Origin of the sequence: Kitasatospora albolonga, from assembly GCA_002082585.1 — a bacterium.
In the GTDB taxonomy this organism is placed as follows: Bacteria; Actinomycetota; Actinomycetes; order Streptomycetales; family Streptomycetaceae; genus Streptomyces; species Streptomyces stephensoniae.
The window spans coordinates 6,365,479-6,380,742 of sequence record CP020563.1 but is presented as its reverse complement, the minus strand read 5'-3'; the positions used below and the strand labels follow the sequence as shown (position 1 = coordinate 6,380,742).

Sequence of the window (15,264 nt, the reverse complement as noted above, 5' to 3'; positions counted from 1 at the left end):
TTCGAGGCAGCGGCGCACGCGTCGCTGCCTCGGTCACTTGACGCAAGCACCCCCAATGGGTTGCATACGTTCTGTGATCACGCACCCGGCTTCGACTGCCACGTTCCGCTTGACCGTACGGGCCGGAGGAGACGCGCCGTGGACCCGGTGATCGTCGTCGGCGCCGGACCCGTCGGTCTGACGCTGTCGCTGGCCCTGGCCGCCCAGGGCGTCCCGAGCGTGCTCCTCGACGAGGGGCCCGGGACGGAGGAAGCACGTCTCGCCCGCACGGTCGTGCTGCGTGAGGACACCGCCGACCTCGTGGCGCGCCTCGGCGCCGCCCCCCTGGAGAAGGACGGGCTGCGGTGGAGCGGCTGGCGCTCGATGCGCCGGAAGCAGCTGGTCCGTGACGTGCCGCTGGGGACGGGGTCCGGGGGCTTCGGTGACGGTTCCGGGGACGCCGGTGGCTTCGGTGGCTCCCGTGGGTTCAGTGACTCCGGCGGTTTCGGTGACGACGACGCCCCGCTCCTCCCGGCGCCCCTCCACATCCCGCAGCACTCGCTGGCGGAGGCCCTGCGCGCGGCGGTCGCGGCGGCGCCGCTGGTGAAGCTGGTCCCGCTCAGCCGCGTCGACACCCTGGAGCAGGACCCCGACGGCGTCACGGTCCACACCAAGGAGCCCCGTTCGACCTGGTGGCGGGGCAGCTACCTGGTCGGCTGCGACGGTGCCCGGTCGACCGTGCGCAAGCTGCTGGACATCAGGTTCCCCGGCCGTACGGCGGTGGAGCGGCACGCCGTCGCCGCGCTGCGGGCCGAACTGCCCTGGCCGGGCGAGGCCGTGCTGCACCGGCAGCCGCCGTGGCGCACCGGGGGCGCCGAGGTCGGGGCCCGGCCGCTGCCGGACGGGGTCTGGCGGCTGGACTGGCTGCTCCCGCCGCGCGGTGAGCTGGTCACCCCGGACGCCCTGATCACCCGGGTCCGGGACACCCTGGCCGGCTGGTGCGGCGAGACCCCGCCGTACGAGCTCCTCGACACCGGCGTCCACACGCTGCACCACCGCCTCGCCCGGCGCTGGCGGGTGCGGCGGGCCTTCCTGGCGGGCGACGCGGCGCATCTGCTGGGGGCGCTCGGCACCCAGGGCCTGGACGAGGGCATCCGGGACGCCGAGAACCTGGCCTGGAAGCTCGCCCACGCCTGGCACCACGGCGGCGCCGACCTGCTGCTCGACAGCTACCAGGCCGAACGCCGGGCAGCGGTGGCCGCCCGGCTGCGCGCCGCCGACCAGTCCCTGCCGATACTGCGGGGCGGCGGAGGGCTGCGGACGCTGGTCCCGGGCGCCGTCCGGGGCCATGACACCCTGCTCGCCGACGGCCACCTGGGCCGCGGCGCCCTGGGTGCGCCCCCTTCGTACTCGCACTCCCCCCTCGCACCACCGCACACCGAGGCGCACACGACGGTGGGTACGCCCCCCGGTGCGCCGGTCGCCGATGTACGGGTGACGGCACCGGACGGCACGGCGGTACGGCTCCGGGAGCGGCTCGGGCAGGGGCATCCGCTGGTGATCCTGGTGGCGCCCGGGACCGGGGTGTGGGACCGGCGGCACTGGCTGACCGCCGGCATCATGCCGCGCCTGGTGGACGCCGTGGAGGCGCTGCCGGTCACGGCGGAACTGCTGGTCACGGAGAGCTACCCGGGCGCGTCGGCCCACACCGTCCTGCTGGTACGGCCCGACGGGCACCTGGTGGCCGCCTTCGCGGGCGTACGGCCCGCGGAGCTGCTCACGGCGGCGCGGGCGGCCCTGGGCGGGGGCCACCGGGGGGCGACGGCGGAGGACACGGCTCCGGACGGTACGGCTCCGGGGGCCGCCGATCCGAAGGGTACGGCTCCGGACGGCGCGGGGAGCGGGGCGGGGAGCGGGTCCGGGAAGAAGCGCGGCGACGGGAAGGGGCGCGGAGGCGGGCGGGGGGCGGCGCGCGCACAGGAGCCGCGCGACCGGGTTCACGCCGACCGGACCGCCGGGATCAATTGACCGTCACGGGCGCACATGGTGTACTCCAGATCATGACCGACACCGATGTGCGCCTGTGGCGGAGGGTCCATATGGACCTCGTCCGTTACGCGGGCTGCGTGTGTCGTCCGTCCTGCTGAATCGCCCTCTTCTGCCGGTCCGTGCTGTTCTCCGCACGGCCGGGATCTCGCGCGAACCCTCAGGACGGTCCCTGTGTCTTCCCCCTCCCCCGCCGTACCCACGGCTGCCCCCGTACCCTCGCCCACTGCTCCGGCCGGGGCGGGCGCCCCGGTTGCGCCCGGTGGCGTTCCGGCTGCGTCCGGTACTTCAGCTACTTCAGCCGCGTCCGGTGCTTCGGCTGTGTCCGGTCCCGTTGTTTCCGCGCGGGTCGGCTCCGCCCGTGCCGCCGCCTCCGGTCCGACGGTCGCGGAGCTGCTCGACTTCGTACGCCGCACCGCGGAGGACCTCGACCTCATCGCCTCCCTCCCCCTCGATCCGGAGGGCCGCACCTGGGTCCGGCTCGAGGGGCCCGGCGGCAGCGAGGCATGGCTGATCGGCTGGCCTCCGGGGTCCGGGACGGGCTGGCACGACCACGCCGACTCGGTCGGCGCCTTCACCACTGCGGCGGGCACCCTCAAGGAGCACTCACTGGCGGTGCGGCTGCCCACCGACGGCTGGAAGACCCTGGAGCTGAACGACGGGGTGGACCGGTCACGGGAGCTGGCGGCCGGTCAGGGGCGGGCCTTCGGGCAGAACCACGTGCACGAGGTCCTGAACGAGTCCGACAGCGTGCACGCCGTCTCCGTCCACGCGTACTACCCGCCGCTGCCGCTGATCCGCAGGTTCAGCCGTACCGGTGCGGTGCTCCGCCTGGAGCAGACCGAACGCCCGGAGGACTGGCAGTGAGCGGTCACAGGGGCGAGGGCGGGGGCGAACGCGTGGGGATCGACGAGCTGCTGGAGCGGGTCCGGGCCGGTTACGACCGGATCGGCCCGCACGAGGCCGCCGAGGCCGCGACGGAGGGGGCGCTGCTGGTGGACATCCGCTACGCGGCCCTCCGGGACCGGGACGGGCTCATCCCCGGCGCGCTCGTCGTGGAGCGCAACGAACTGGAGTGGCGGCTCGATCCGCAGGGCAGCCACCGTGCCGCCGAGGCGGTGAGCCACGATCTGCCGGTGGTCGTCATCTGCAACGAGGGGTACGCCTCCAGCCTCGCGGTGGCATCGCTGCGCCAACTCGGACTGCACCGGTCCACCGATCTGATCGGCGGCTTCCAGGCTTGGCGCTCGGCGGGACTCCCGGTACTCCCGGCCGCCGAGGCCGACAGCTGATGCCCGGCTGGCGAGGGAGGGGGCGGCCACGGGCGTGACGTGGCCGCCCCCTCCCTCACTCCCCGCTCACCTCTGAAGTTCCTTCCTCAGGTCCATTTCTGAGCGAGACACACCCGAACGCCGCATTCCAGTAGAGCCATCGCCGTGCGCGACCGACATTCGCCTCATACCGAGGTCGAAATGTACGGAGATGACGCACTTATGGCGATCACTGCCCTCACCCCCGACCAGCTCGACGCCCAGGCGTCCCGGCTGCACGACACACAGGCGTGGCAGCAGATCGTCTCGGGGTGGGAAAGCAGCGCCCCCGAACCCTCCGCGGCGGTACGCACGGAGGCGGCTCCCGCGCAGCTCCCGGCGTCGGCACCGGACGGCCCTGCCGACTGGCGGAGCCTGCTGTCCGTCCCGGTCGACCGGCTCATCGACGACTCGCTGCGGGCGCTGCCTGCGGCTCCTCCGGCCGAGCGCCCGCTCCCCGGCCGGCTGGGGGCCGTACTGCCCGACCGTGTCCATGCCTGGCGGCGGGTCGGACAGGCCGATGTGAGGCCCTCCGTCCACCTAGGCTACGCACGGCGGATTCTGGTGGAGTGGGGCTGGCAGAACACCCCGTACCGGCTGCGCAACGCCCGTGGCGCCCGCTGCGTCTGTGGCGCCCTGCTCACGGCGCACCGGCTCGGCTACGGCTCCCCCGCCACCGTGGACCGGGCCGGTGCCTGGCTGATCACCGAGCTCCGCGCCCAGGGGTGGCCAGGATTGATCGGCCCCTGGAACCGCCTCCCGGGCCGCACCGCCGCGGACGCGCTGGCCCTCGTCGACCGCGCCGCCCGCCGCGCCGCCCTGGCCGGACACTGACCGGCGGAGCCCCGGCCGCTCCCCCGCCGCACCGCACCGCCTTCCTCCTCGGAAAGGCTCCCCCCAGGAGAAGCCCCCTGGAACGCCCCCTCAGAACGGCTCGTCCAGACCCTCCGTGTCCTCGCCCTCCTCCTCCAGCGCCTGGCGCACCACCCGCAGGGCCATGCCCTCCCCGTACCCCTTGCGGGCGAGCATCCCGGCCAGACGGCGCAGCCGCTTGTCGCGGTCCAGGCCCCGGGTGGAGCGGAGCTTGCGGGCCACCAGCTCCCGGGCCGTCTCCTCCTCCCGGTCGGCGTCGAGCCGGCCGACCGCGTCGTCGATCACGGACGGGTCGACGCCCTTCGTACGCAGCTCACGGGCGAGGGCGCGGCGGGCGAGCCCCCGGCCGTGGTGCCGGGACTCCACCCATGCCCCGGCGAAGGCCGCGTCATCGATCAGTCCGACATCCTCGAAGCGCGCGAGGACTTCCTCGGCGGCCTCGTCCGGGATCTCCCGCTTGCGCAGGGCGTCCGCGAGCTGCTTGCGCGTTCTCGGTGTCCCGGTGAGCAGGCGCAGACAGATGTTGCGCGCCTGCTCGACCGGGTCGCGGGACTCCCCCTGGTCCCGCTGGTCACGCGGCTCCCCCCGCTCGGCCCTCGACGAGGAGGGGGAACCGCTGCTCCTGGTGCCGGAGCGGGCACGGCGGCCCGCCCCTTCGCCGAACCCGGCGCCCGTGCCCCCGTACGAGCGGCGTCCGGGCCGTGCCCCGCGACCGGCCCCCGGCCCGGAGGCGGACCCTTCGGGGGGCCCGCCGTCGGATTCGGGGCCGGCGCCGGGCTCCATGGGGCCGTCCGGCCACTCCGTACGACGCGTCACGGCCTAGCTCTTGGCCGCCGCGGTCTTGGCCGACTTCGCCTTGGTGGCCGTGGCGGTCACCGGCTTCGCCGCACCGTCCGCCGTCGCTCCGGCGGCCGCCGCTCCTTCCGCGCCCGGCTCGGCGGACTCGGCGTCCGGCCGGACGCCGACACCCAGCTTCTCCAGGATCTTCTTCTCGATCTCGTTGGCGAGATCGGGGTTGTCCTTGAGGAAGTTGCGGGCGTTCTCCTTGCCCTGGCCGAGCTGGTCGCCCTCGTACGTGTACCAGGCGCCGGCCTTGCGGACGAAGCCGTGCTCCACGCCCATGTCGATCAGCCCGCCCTCGCGGCTGATGCCCTGGCCGTAGAGGATGTCGAACTCGGCCTGCTTGAAGGGCGGGGCGACCTTGTTCTTGACGACCTTGACGCGGGTGCGGTTGCCGACGGCGTCGGTGCCGTCCTTGAGCGTCTCGATCCGGCGGATGTCCAGGCGCACCGAGGCGTAGAACTTCAGCGCCCGGCCACCGGTCGTGGTCTCCGGGGAGCCGAACATCACGCCGATCTTCTCGCGGAGCTGGTTGATGAAGATGGCCGTGGTCTTGGACTGGTTGAGCGCGCTGGTGATCTTGCGGAGGGCCTGGCTCATCAGACGGGCCTGGAGACCCACGTGCGAGTCGCCCATCTCGCCCTCGATCTCCGCACGGGGCACCAAGGCCGCGACGGAGTCGATGACGATCAGGTCCAGGGCGCCGGAGCGGACCAGCATGTCGGTGATCTCGAGCGCCTGCTCACCGTTGTCCGGCTGGGACAGGATGAGGTTCTCGATGTCGACGCCGAGCTTCTTGGCGTACTCGGGGTCGAGGGCGTGCTCGGCGTCGATGAACGCCACCGAGCCGCCGGCCTTCTGCGCGTTCGCCACGGCGTGCAGCGTCAGCGTCGTCTTGCCGGAGGACTCCGGCCCGTACACCTCCACCACACGGCCGCGCGGCAGGCCGCCGACGCCGAGGGCGACATCGAGGGCGGTCGATCCCGTGGGGATGACCTCGACGGGCTCGTTGGGCCGCTCGCCGAGGCGCATCACCGCGCCCTTGCCGAACTGTCGTTCAATCTGTGCGAGTGCGGCGTCCAACGCCTTCTCGCGGTCGGTTCCTGCCATGGGTTCCACCCGATTTGCTTGAGTCGATCGCTTCACGTCAAAGACGCTAACCCCTGCCACTGACAATGGGCCTCGACGTCCTCCCGGCCTGTGGACAACTCCACGGTCGGGCCCGGAAAAACCCGGCCGAAATCCATGAGAATGGATGTTCGATTTTGGTGTCAAGCGCACCACGCGGGGCGGAGCGGTCGGACGACCCTGGGTCCGGCCGGGCCGGAACGGTTGGGTACACCTACGCATTGTTCGACCCGACCCCCTGCCTCGATTCTTCCTGAGGCGGCGGTGGCTCCGCCCTCGTGCATCTGCCGGCCCCCCAACGATCGGCATCCGCCGTACGAGGTCGACACCCCATCGTCCGGAGCCTCCGCCGTGCTCCTTCCTTCGCCCGCGCCTGGTGTCCGCCGTGCGCGGGCCCCGCCGGACCCGAGCCGGTCCGGCCAACCCCTCAGGAGGAATCGCATGGTGTCTCAAGCTGCGGTGTGGCGTGTCGCCGCTGCCGCGTGTGCCGTCGGCGCACTGATCGCCGGTGCCGGTACGGCCGGGGCGGCGCCCACGCCCCCGCCCGCCGAAGGCCGCATCCTGGGCGCCGACCGCGCGGGCGCGGTGGCGGGCTCGTACATCGTCACCTTCAAGGACTCGGTGGCGCGGGCGGATGTCGGCAAGGTGGCGAAGTCCCTGGCCGGACGGCACGGCGGGAAGATCGGCCACACCTACACCGCCGCGCTGCGCGGGTTCTCCGTGAAGCTGGACGAGGAGCAGGCCAGGCGGCTGGCCGCCGACCCATCCATAGCCCGCGTGGAGGCCGACGGGGTCGCGTACGCCCTGGGCACCCAGAACGACCCGACCTGGGGCCTGGACCGCATCGACCAGCGCGACCTGCCGGGCGACCGGAAGTTCACGTACCCCAACACGGCCTCCGATGTGACGGCCTATGTGCTCGACACCGGGATACGCACCTCGCACCGGGACTTCGGCGGCCGGGCGGTCAGCGGCTACGACTTCATAGACAACGATTCCGTCGCCCAGGACTGCAACGGGCACGGCACACATGTGGCGGGCACGGTCGGCGGCGCGACCTACGGCGTGGCCAAGGCCGTGAAGCTGGTGGGCGTACGGGTCCTGAACTGCCAGGGCACCTCCGGCTCCACCTGGGCCCCGGTGCTGGCCGGTATCGACTGGGTGACGAAGAACGCGGTGAAGCCCGCGGTCGCGAACATGAGCATCGGCGGCGGACGGACGTCCTCGGTGGACGACGCGCTGGCCAAGTCGATCGCCTCCGGCGTCACTTACGTCGTCGCCGCCGGGAACGACGGGGCCAACGCCTGCAACACCTCTCCGGCGGCCGTGCCGAGCGCGGTGACGGTCGGCGCCACCGACAGCCGTGACGCCCGGTCGATCTGGCCGAGCGGCAAGTCCTCCAACCACGGCACCTGCCTGGACCTGTTCGGCCCCGGCTCCGACGTCGTCTCCGCCTCCCACCTCAACGACACCGGCTCCCGCTCCGACGGCGGCACCTCGATGGCCGCCCCGCACGTGGCGGGCGCCGCGGCCCTGCTGCTCTCCGCCAACCCGTCCTGGACGCCCAAGCAGGTCCACGACCGGCTGATCGCCGACGCCACCCCGAACAAGGTGACGGACGCGAGGACCGGTTCGCCCAACCGCCTGCTGTACGTCCCGAACGACGGCGACACCACGCCGCCGCCCTCGGGCAGGACCTTCGAGAACACCACCGGCTACCCGATCCGCGACAACGCGACCGTCGAGTCGCCCATCGCCGTGAGCGGCATCACGGGCAACGCGCCCGCGACGCTCTCCGTCACGGTCGACATCCGGCACACCTTCCGCGGTGACCTGCGGGTCGACCTCGTCGCCCCCGACGGCGGTGTCTTCCGGCTCAAGGACTACAACGCCAACGACAGCGCCGACGACGTGCGCGGGACCTTCACCGTGAACGCCTCCGCCAAACCCGCCAACGGCACCTGGAAGCTGCGGGTGAGCGACAACTGGGTCAACGACACCGGCACGCTGAACTCCTGGTCGCTGAAGTTCTGACGGGGGCCGGGCCGGGAGCGCTCCCGAAGTGCCGGGAAGTACCGGCTTGCTCCTGGGAACCCCTGGGAGCGCCCCTCCGGACTCCCGGAACACCCCACCGAACTGCCGGTGATCCACGTCCCGGACGAACCCTGGTGGATCACCGGCACAACCGGCCGGTGGGACCTCTCCGCGAACCTCACCGGCCGGACGGGGGGCGTCTGCGGCGCCCGCACACGCGCCGCAGGCGTCACTCCTCTTTCCACGGCCGTCGCGAGGAGCCATCATGAGGCCGCCGGGCGGTCCGGCCGAGCGGCCCGCCCGTGCTGCCGACGCTGCCCACGGGTGCGGAAGGAAGCCGTGATCGCCGACCCGCCGACCTCGACCCCGGGCGTCCTGATCGGACGCTCCGCGCTCCTGGACGACCTGCGCCCGAAGCTCGACCACCGGCCCGCCGTCGTGGTGATCACCGGGGAGGCGGGGGTGGGGAAGAGCCGTCTGGTACGTGAACTCCTCCGCCGGACACCGTCACCGGACGCCCCAGGGACACTGGCTTCCCCAGGGCCACTGGCCGCCTCGGGACCTCCCGCTCCACCAGGACCACCGGCTGCTCCGGGGCCCCTCGCTCCACCGGGACCACTGGCCGCTCCGGGGCCCTTTGCCTCCACCGGCCCACCGGCTTCCGCAGCGGCCGTGGATTCCGGGGCCGCCGTGGATTCCACACGCACCGTCACCCTGCTCGCCCGCTGCCGGGAGTCGGACGACCCGGCCCCGTTCGCACCGATCGTCGAGGCACTGAGCCGCTGCCGCCCCCTCCCGGCGGACCTGACGCCGGTCACCGGGGCCCTGCGCGGGCTGCTGCCGGAACTCGCGGACCTTCTCCCGCCCGCACCGCCTTCTTTGGACGATCCGCGCGCCGAACACCACCGTGTCCTGCGGGCCCTGTGCGCGTTGACGGCCGCCCTGGGGAGGGTCGTTCTGGCCGTGGAGGACCTTCAGTGGGCCGACGCGTCCACCTGCGCCTTCCTCCGTACCGTCATCGCCGACCCGCCGCCGCACCTCGGGCTCGTGCTCACCGCGCGCAGCCCCACAGCGCCCCATACCGACGTGGAGGGCGGCGGCGGTCTCCCCTTCGCGCTGTGCCCACCAACCCATGTGTCGTGGGCCGAGCGGCACCTCGTACCGCTGTCGGTGACGGAGACCGGCACGCTGGCGGCCCACCTGCTGGGCACGGAGGCGGTACCGGAGGAGTTCGCCGACCGGCTGCACCGGTGGACGGGCGGCCTGCCGTACGTGGTCGAGGAGGTGCTGCGCGAGTGGCCCGGCTCCGGGGCGGGGGCGGCGGGAATGCCGGAGCCGCCTCTGCCCGCGGCCGTGCGCCGGGGGGTCATGGAGCGGCTGCGTCGCCTTCCTTCGGACGCGCGGCGCGTGGTGGCCGCCGCAGCGGTTCTCGACGGCCCCGCCTCCGTACCCCTGCTGGGGGCCGTCGCGGGGCTGGACGAGCGGGAGGCCCGTCGTGCGCTCACCGCGGCGCTGAAAGAAGGCGTCGTCCGGGCGGCGGACGGCACCTACGTCTTCCCTTACGGCTTGGCGCTCCGGGCGGCGTACGAGGCGGTCGCCGAACCGGAACGGCCCGTACTGCACCTGCGTGCGGCGCGGGTCATGGCCCGGCGGACCAGCCCCCTGCCCCTGGTGCGGATCGCCGAGCACTACCGGCGCGCCGGGCGCCGTACGCAGGCGGTGCGGTATCTGGAGGCGGCCGCGGACCGGGCGGCCGGGGGCGGGGACGCCGGTACGGCCACCGCCCACTACCTGGACGCCCTGCGCGGCGGCCCCCCGGCCGTCGTCCGCGACCGGATCGCGCTGAAGCTGGCCCGTGTCGCGCTGAACGCCCGGCCCGGACCGCAGGTGCCCGCGGCCCTGCGGCAGGTGCTCGACCAGCGCTCCCTGGGCCCCGGGCCGAGCGGCGAGATCCGCCTGCTCCTGGGCCTGCTGCTGCGCAACCAGTCGGGTTCCGGGCTGGAGGCGCTGGAGGAGATAGCGCGTGCCGTGCCCGATCTCCTCGCCGTGTCGACGGGGCAGGCCGCCCGGGCGCTGGCGATCATCGCGATCCCCTCCCTCAAGGGCTGGCCGGTCGGCGAGCACCGGCGTCTGCTGGCCGAGGCGGAGCGGCTGCTGCCCCGGGTGGACGAGGCGGACCTGCGTTCGGCCGTGCTGGCCAACCGCGCCACCGCCCTGGCCCTGATGGGCGACCCCTCGGCCCGGGAAGCGGTGGACGATCTGCCCGACGCCCTCACCGTCGAGGCGGCGGCACGGGTGCACGCCAATCTGGCGGGTGCCGCGACCGCCCTGGGCCACCCGGAGCGGGCCCGCGCCTTCCAGGACCGTGCGTGGCGGGCGGTCCGGACGAACCACGCCCCGTACCTGGAGGCGTTCGTCGAGACCACAGACATGCTCGCGGCCTTCACGGCCGGCCGGTGGGCGGGGCTGCTGGAGCGGGCCGAGCGCGCCGAGGAGCAGTACCGGGACGTCCCCGACTTCCACGCGGAGGCCCTCCTGATCTGCGGGCTGCTGCGCCTGCACGCCAAGGGGCAGACGGATGTGGCGCGCCGCCTCCTGGAGCAGGCCGTCCGTACGACCGCCCTGGACACTGGCATCGTGCTGACCTCCGCGGCGGCCGCCGCCGTACGGGTCCACCTGGCCGCCGACCGGCCCGCACAGGCCGTCCAGGCGATGGAGGGGGCCCTGCGCCACCTCCGCCGTACCGGGGCGTGGGTGTGGGCGACGGCCCTCGCGCCACCGGCCGTGGAGGCGCTGCTCCGGTACGGCCGCCCCGAGGAGGCCCACCGCCTCGTCACGGAGCTGGACGAGGGCACCACCGCCCGGGACGCACCGGCCGCCCGGGCCGCCCTGCTGACCTGCCGGGCGCTGCTCACCCCCGTGGCCGCGCCGGAGTCCGGGGCCGAGGGCACCGATCCGCTGTACGCGGCCGCGACGGACGCCTGGTCGGCCCTGGAGCGGCCCTATGAAGCCGCGTACGTAAAAGAAGCGCGGGGTTTCCGGCTGCTGGCCGCCGGAGCGGCGGACGGCCGCGCCGTACTGCACGAGGCGATCGCGGCCTACCAGGACATCGACGCCGTATGGGATGTGCTGCGGTGTCAGCGCGGGCTGCGGGAACACGGCCTGGTCACCGCCCGCAGGCCCGGGGCGCTGGGGTACGGCGACCATCTCTCGCCCCGGGAGCGGGCGGTGGCCCGGCTGGCCGCGCTCGGCCTGTCGAACCGTGAGATAGCCCGCGAGCTGGTCCTCTCGCACCGGACGGTCGAGCACCATGTGGCGCGGGCGCTGCGGAAGCTGGGGGTGTCGTCCCGTACCGAGATCGGCTCGCAGCACGGACTCTGACGGAACGCGTGCTCCTGTGCCCTGTCACAAGAAGAAGACGGCTACAAGAAGACGACAGCTTCGCGGTCACAGCGGAGCGACGGTCTGCGCACGCGGAAGTACCGTCCTACATTTGGCGATATGGGACCCTCTATGACACCGGAAGCGCCCGGCAGTGAGCCCGGTGCGGGCTCCGACCTCGCCGGGCGGGTGGCGCTCGTCGCGGGAGGCACCCGTGGGGCAGGGCGCGGGATCGCCGTCCAGCTCGGCGCCGCCGGGGCGACCGTGTACGTCACGGGCCGTACGAGCGGCTCCGAGCGCTCCGAGATGGACCGGCCCGAGACGATCGGGGAGACGGCGGCCCTGGTCGACGCGGCGGGCGGCCGGGGGATCGCCGTGCGGGTCGACCATCTGGTCCCCGACCAGGTCAGCGCGCTCGTGGCCCGTATCTCGGGTGAGCAGGGAGCCCTGCACATCCTGGTGAACGACATCTGGGGCGCCGAGATCGAGTGGAACAGGACGGTGTGGGAGTCCTCGCTCGACACCGGGCTGCGCACGCTGCGGCTGGCCGTCGACACCCATGCCATCACCAGCCACTTCGCGCTGCCGCTGCTGATCGAGACCCCCGGCGGGCTGGTCGTCGAGATGACCGACGGGACCGACGAGTACAACGCGGCCAACTACCGCGTGTCCTTCTTTTACGACCTGGCGAAGGCCGCCGTGAACCGGATGGCTTTCGCGCTCGCCCATGAGCTCGCGCCGCACGACGCGACCGCCGTGGCGCTCACCCCCGGCTGGCTGCGCTCCGAGGCGATGCTCCAGGCCCACGGTGTCACCGAGGCAACCTGGCGTGACGCGATCGCGCACGCGCCCCACTTCGCGATCTCGGAGTCCCCCGCCTATGTGGGCCGGGCGGTCGCCGCTCTCGCCCGTGACCCGGAGGTGGCGCGCTGGAACGGGCAGTCGCTCTCCAGCGGGCAGCTCGCCCGGGTGTACGGCTTCACCGATGTGGACGGAAGCAGGCCCGATGCCTGGCGGTATCTGACGGAGGTCCAGGACCGGGGGCTGCCCGCCGACGTCACGGGCTACCGCTGACCGACGGCCGTCGTACTCCACTGCGGGCGCCCTGCCCCCTGAGCGCCGGACCGGGGCGGGCCGGAACAGCGCCGGGCCGGGCCGGGAGGGCGTCGGCCCGCCGCTCAGGAGCTCCGGCCGGGGCCGCCGCCCAGTGCCCGGCGTATCCGGGTGAGGGCCGAATCCCCGCGCCTGGGGCGGGGGCCACCGTGCACCCTGGGGTCGTCGGTGACGTCGTACCGCTTCACGTAGGCCCCCAGGAACGCCTGGAGCGTGGCGACCGCGGGGATGGCGATCAGCGCGCCGACGGCTCCCAGCAGCGCCGTCCCCGCGACCACCGAACCGAACGCGACCGCCGGATGGATGTCGACGGTCTTGGCGGTCAGCTTGGGCTGGAGGACGTAGTTCTCGAACTGCTGATAGACGACGACAAAGCCCAGCACCCACAGCGCGTACCAGGGGTTGACCGTGAACGCGATCAGCATCGGCAGGGCGCCCGCCAGATACGTGCCGATGGTGGGGATGAACTGCGAGACGAGTCCGACCCAGACCGCGAGCGCCGGGGCGTAGGGCACGCCGAGGACGACCAGCAGGATGTAGTGCGCGACGCCGGAGATCAGTGCCATCAGTCCGCGCGAGTAGATGTATCCGCCGGTCTTGTCGACCGCGATCTCCCAGGCGCGCAGCACTTCGGTCTGCCGGGCGGGCGGCAGTACGGAGCAGAGCGCGCGGCGCAGCCGGGGGCCGTCGGCCGCGAAGTAGAAGGAGAACAGGAAGATCGTCAGCAGCCGGAAGAGTCCGCCCAGGACCGTGGTGGAGACGTCGAGGACCCCCGTGGCACTGTTCTGGACGTACCTCTGGAGCCAGTCGGAGTGCAGCAGGCTGTCCTGGACCTGGACCCGTGAGAGATCGGTGCGGAAGGTCTGGTTGATCCAGTTGATCACCGAGTCGATGTACTTGGGGAAGTCGTCGACCATGTCGAGGATCTGTCCCGCGAGCATCGACCCCAGCAGCACGACGAACCCGGCGCTGAAGATCATCAGACCGATGAAGACGAGGAAGGTGGCCAGCCCCCGGCGCATTCCGCGGGCCGACATCCGGCCCACCGCGGGCTCGATGGCGAGCGCGAGGAAGAACGCGATCAGCACATTGGTCAGCAACCCGATGAGCTGGTCGAACGCCCAGCTGCCGAGCTGGAAGCAGGCGTAGAGCGCCAGGGCGAGCACCATCGCGCGCGGCAGCCAGCCCGGCATCCGGGCGGGTGCCGGGCCCGACGGCGGCGCCGGGGGCCCGGTGGGCGGGGTGGCGGGCGGCTGGGCGGAAACGGTCTCGTCTGTCGATGACACGGGACAAGTCTCGCCTACGCCACTGACAGCCCGTCCCCCGGCCGGTCGGCCGGGGCGGGCGGCTCAGCGCTTGTCGGCGGGGATATCCATGGCCGTGCAGACCGCACGCCAGACGTCCTTGGCGTCCCAGCCGGAGTCCAGCGCCTCGTGCACCGTACGGCCACCGAGTTCGGCCATCACATGGTCCCTGGCGAAGGAGTCCGCGTACACGGCACCGAAGTGGTCCGCCATCCGCTCCCAGAAAATCGTCAACCGCATGCCATCAGTATCGCGCTCCTGAGAGTGCAGCCGGTCCGCCGGGCATGTGCCGGGGCCCCATTCCCCTCTACGGTCGGTCCATGGCTGGAACCGGAGCACATCCCCTCGCCCGCGCCGAGCACTTCATCTGGCTCACGGCACGCGTCCTCGAACAGCGGAGGTTCGCCCACCGCTTCCTCGACGGCGCCCGGGACCCCGTCGAGACGGCGCTCGCCGCCTACCGCAACGAGGACGGCGGCTACGCCCACGCGCTGGAGCCGGATCTGCGCGGCCCGGTCAGCCAGCCGCTGCACACGGCCCACGCGCTCAGCGTCCTCGATTCGATCGGCCGCTGCGACGGACTGCGTGTGGAGCGGATCTGCCGCTATCTGAGCGACGTGTCGACCAAAGAAGGCGCGCTTCCCGCGCTGCTTCCTTCACAGCGCGGATATCCCGCCGCACCGTTCGTCCCCGTGGTCGACGACCCCCCGGCCGAACTGCTCGCGACCGGTCCGATCGTCGGACTGCTGCACCGCAACGAGGTCTGGCACGCCTGGCTGTTCCGGGCGACCGACTTCTGCTGGAGCGCCGTCGACGCCCTGGAGCAGTCGCACCCCTACGAGATCGAGGCCGCGATCGCCTTCCTGGACGGGGTGCCGGACCGGGCGCGCGCCGAGCGGGCGGCGGACCGGCTCGGCCGGCTGGTGCGCGGCCAACGGCTCGCGGTGCTCGATCCGTCCCGGCGGGCGGAGTACCCGGTGGCGCCGGGCTACGCGCCGGACGAGCACCACTTCCCGCACGACTACGCCCGTACGCCCGAATCACTGGCGCGCCGCTGGTTCACCGACGAGGAGCTGGAGCGCTCGCTGGCCCATCTGGCGGCCGAGCAGCGGGAGGACGGCGGCTGGCCGGTGAACTGGCGGCAGTGGGCGCCGGGCACCGCCCTGGAGGGGCGCCCCCTGGTGACGCTCAGGGCCCTGGAGACGTTACGGGCCTACGGCCGTCTCCCCGCCTGACCACCGGCCCGGGCCGCCGCC

Annotated in this window: 12 protein-coding genes; 8 read left to right on the top strand and 4 right to left on the bottom strand. The window is 73.2% G+C overall.

Annotation, left to right across the window (positions count from 1 at the left end; all coding sequences use genetic code 11):
• Positions 1-138 precede the first annotated feature (138 nt).
• The 4 genes from B7C62_28350 to B7C62_28335 all read left to right on the top strand — a co-directional run bounded on the left by B7C62_28350 (position 139) and on the right by B7C62_28335 (position 4,169).
• Positions 139-2,007 carry a monooxygenase gene (locus tag B7C62_28350; GenBank protein ARF75733.1) on the top strand — a complete coding sequence of 623 codons (1,869 nt, stop codon included), beginning with the start codon at positions 139-141 and terminating at the stop codon, positions 2,005-2,007.
• Between the two features lie 192 nt (positions 2,008-2,199).
• Positions 2,200-2,892, top strand: coding sequence for a cysteine dioxygenase (locus B7C62_28345; protein ARF75732.1), 693 nt, complete (start codon positions 2,200-2,202; stop codon positions 2,890-2,892).
• Positions 2,889-3,317 carry a sulfurtransferase gene (locus B7C62_28340; protein ARF75731.1) on the top strand — a complete coding sequence of 143 codons (429 nt, stop codon included), beginning with the start codon at positions 2,889-2,891 and terminating at the stop codon, positions 3,315-3,317. The genes B7C62_28345 and B7C62_28340 overlap by 4 nt, the downstream gene beginning before the upstream one ends.
• Before the next feature lie 201 nt (positions 3,318-3,518).
• Positions 3,519-4,169: a hypothetical protein gene (locus tag B7C62_28335; protein ARF75730.1), complete on the top strand. Its 651-nt coding sequence runs from the start codon at positions 3,519-3,521 to the stop codon at positions 4,167-4,169.
• Positions 4,170-4,259: 90 nt separating this feature from the next.
• On the opposite strand, the gene B7C62_28330 is transcribed toward B7C62_28335, so the two are convergent.
• Both B7C62_28330 and B7C62_28325 read right to left on the bottom strand, forming a co-directional pair.
• Entirely contained in the window at positions 4,260-5,024 is a 765-nt protein-coding gene (locus B7C62_28330; GenBank protein ARF75729.1) for a recombination regulator RecX, read from the bottom strand.
• A gap of 3 nt (positions 5,025-5,027) precedes the next feature.
• Positions 5,028-6,158 carry a recombinase RecA gene (locus B7C62_28325; GenBank protein ARF75728.1) on the bottom strand — a complete coding sequence of 377 codons (1,131 nt, stop codon included), beginning with the start codon at positions 6,156-6,158 and terminating at the stop codon, positions 5,028-5,030.
• A gap of 459 nt (positions 6,159-6,617) precedes the next feature.
• Here B7C62_28325 and B7C62_28320 point away from each other — a divergent pair, with 459 nt between their 5' ends.
• The 3 genes from B7C62_28320 (at position 6,618) to B7C62_28310 (ending at position 12,665) form a co-directional block, all read left to right on the top strand.
• Positions 6,618-8,210 (top strand): serine protease, encoded by a 1,593-nt coding sequence (locus tag B7C62_28320; protein ARF75727.1) that lies wholly within the window; start codon positions 6,618-6,620, stop codon positions 8,208-8,210.
• A gap of 546 nt (positions 8,211-8,756) precedes the next feature.
• The gene (locus tag B7C62_28315; protein ID ARF77408.1) at positions 8,757-11,591 is read left to right on the top strand and encodes a LuxR family transcriptional regulator; all 2,835 of its coding nucleotides are present in this window, start codon (positions 8,757-8,759) and stop codon (positions 11,589-11,591) included.
• A gap of 132 nt (positions 11,592-11,723) precedes the next feature.
• Positions 11,724-12,665, top strand: a complete 942-nt coding sequence (locus tag B7C62_28310) for a short-chain dehydrogenase (GenBank protein ID ARF75726.1) — start codon at positions 11,724-11,726, stop codon at positions 12,663-12,665.
• Between the two features lie 104 nt (positions 12,666-12,769).
• On the opposite strand, the gene B7C62_28305 is transcribed toward B7C62_28310, so the two are convergent.
• Together B7C62_28305 and B7C62_28300 are read right to left on the bottom strand one after the other, a co-directional pair.
• Positions 12,770-13,897 carry an AI-2E family transporter gene (locus tag B7C62_28305; protein ID ARF75725.1) on the bottom strand — a complete coding sequence of 376 codons (1,128 nt, stop codon included), beginning with the start codon at positions 13,895-13,897 and terminating at the stop codon, positions 12,770-12,772.
• Between the two features lie 156 nt (positions 13,898-14,053).
• A complete protein-coding gene (locus B7C62_28300; protein ID ARF75724.1) occupies positions 14,054-14,248 on the bottom strand; it encodes a hypothetical protein in 195 nt (64 codons plus the stop codon).
• A gap of 80 nt (positions 14,249-14,328) precedes the next feature.
• Here B7C62_28300 and B7C62_28295 point away from each other — a divergent pair, with 80 nt between their 5' ends.
• Complete coding sequence (locus B7C62_28295) at positions 14,329-15,243, top strand: hypothetical protein (GenBank protein ID ARF75723.1); 915 nt, start codon at positions 14,329-14,331, stop codon at positions 15,241-15,243.
• Positions 15,244-15,264: the final 21 nt, after the last annotated feature.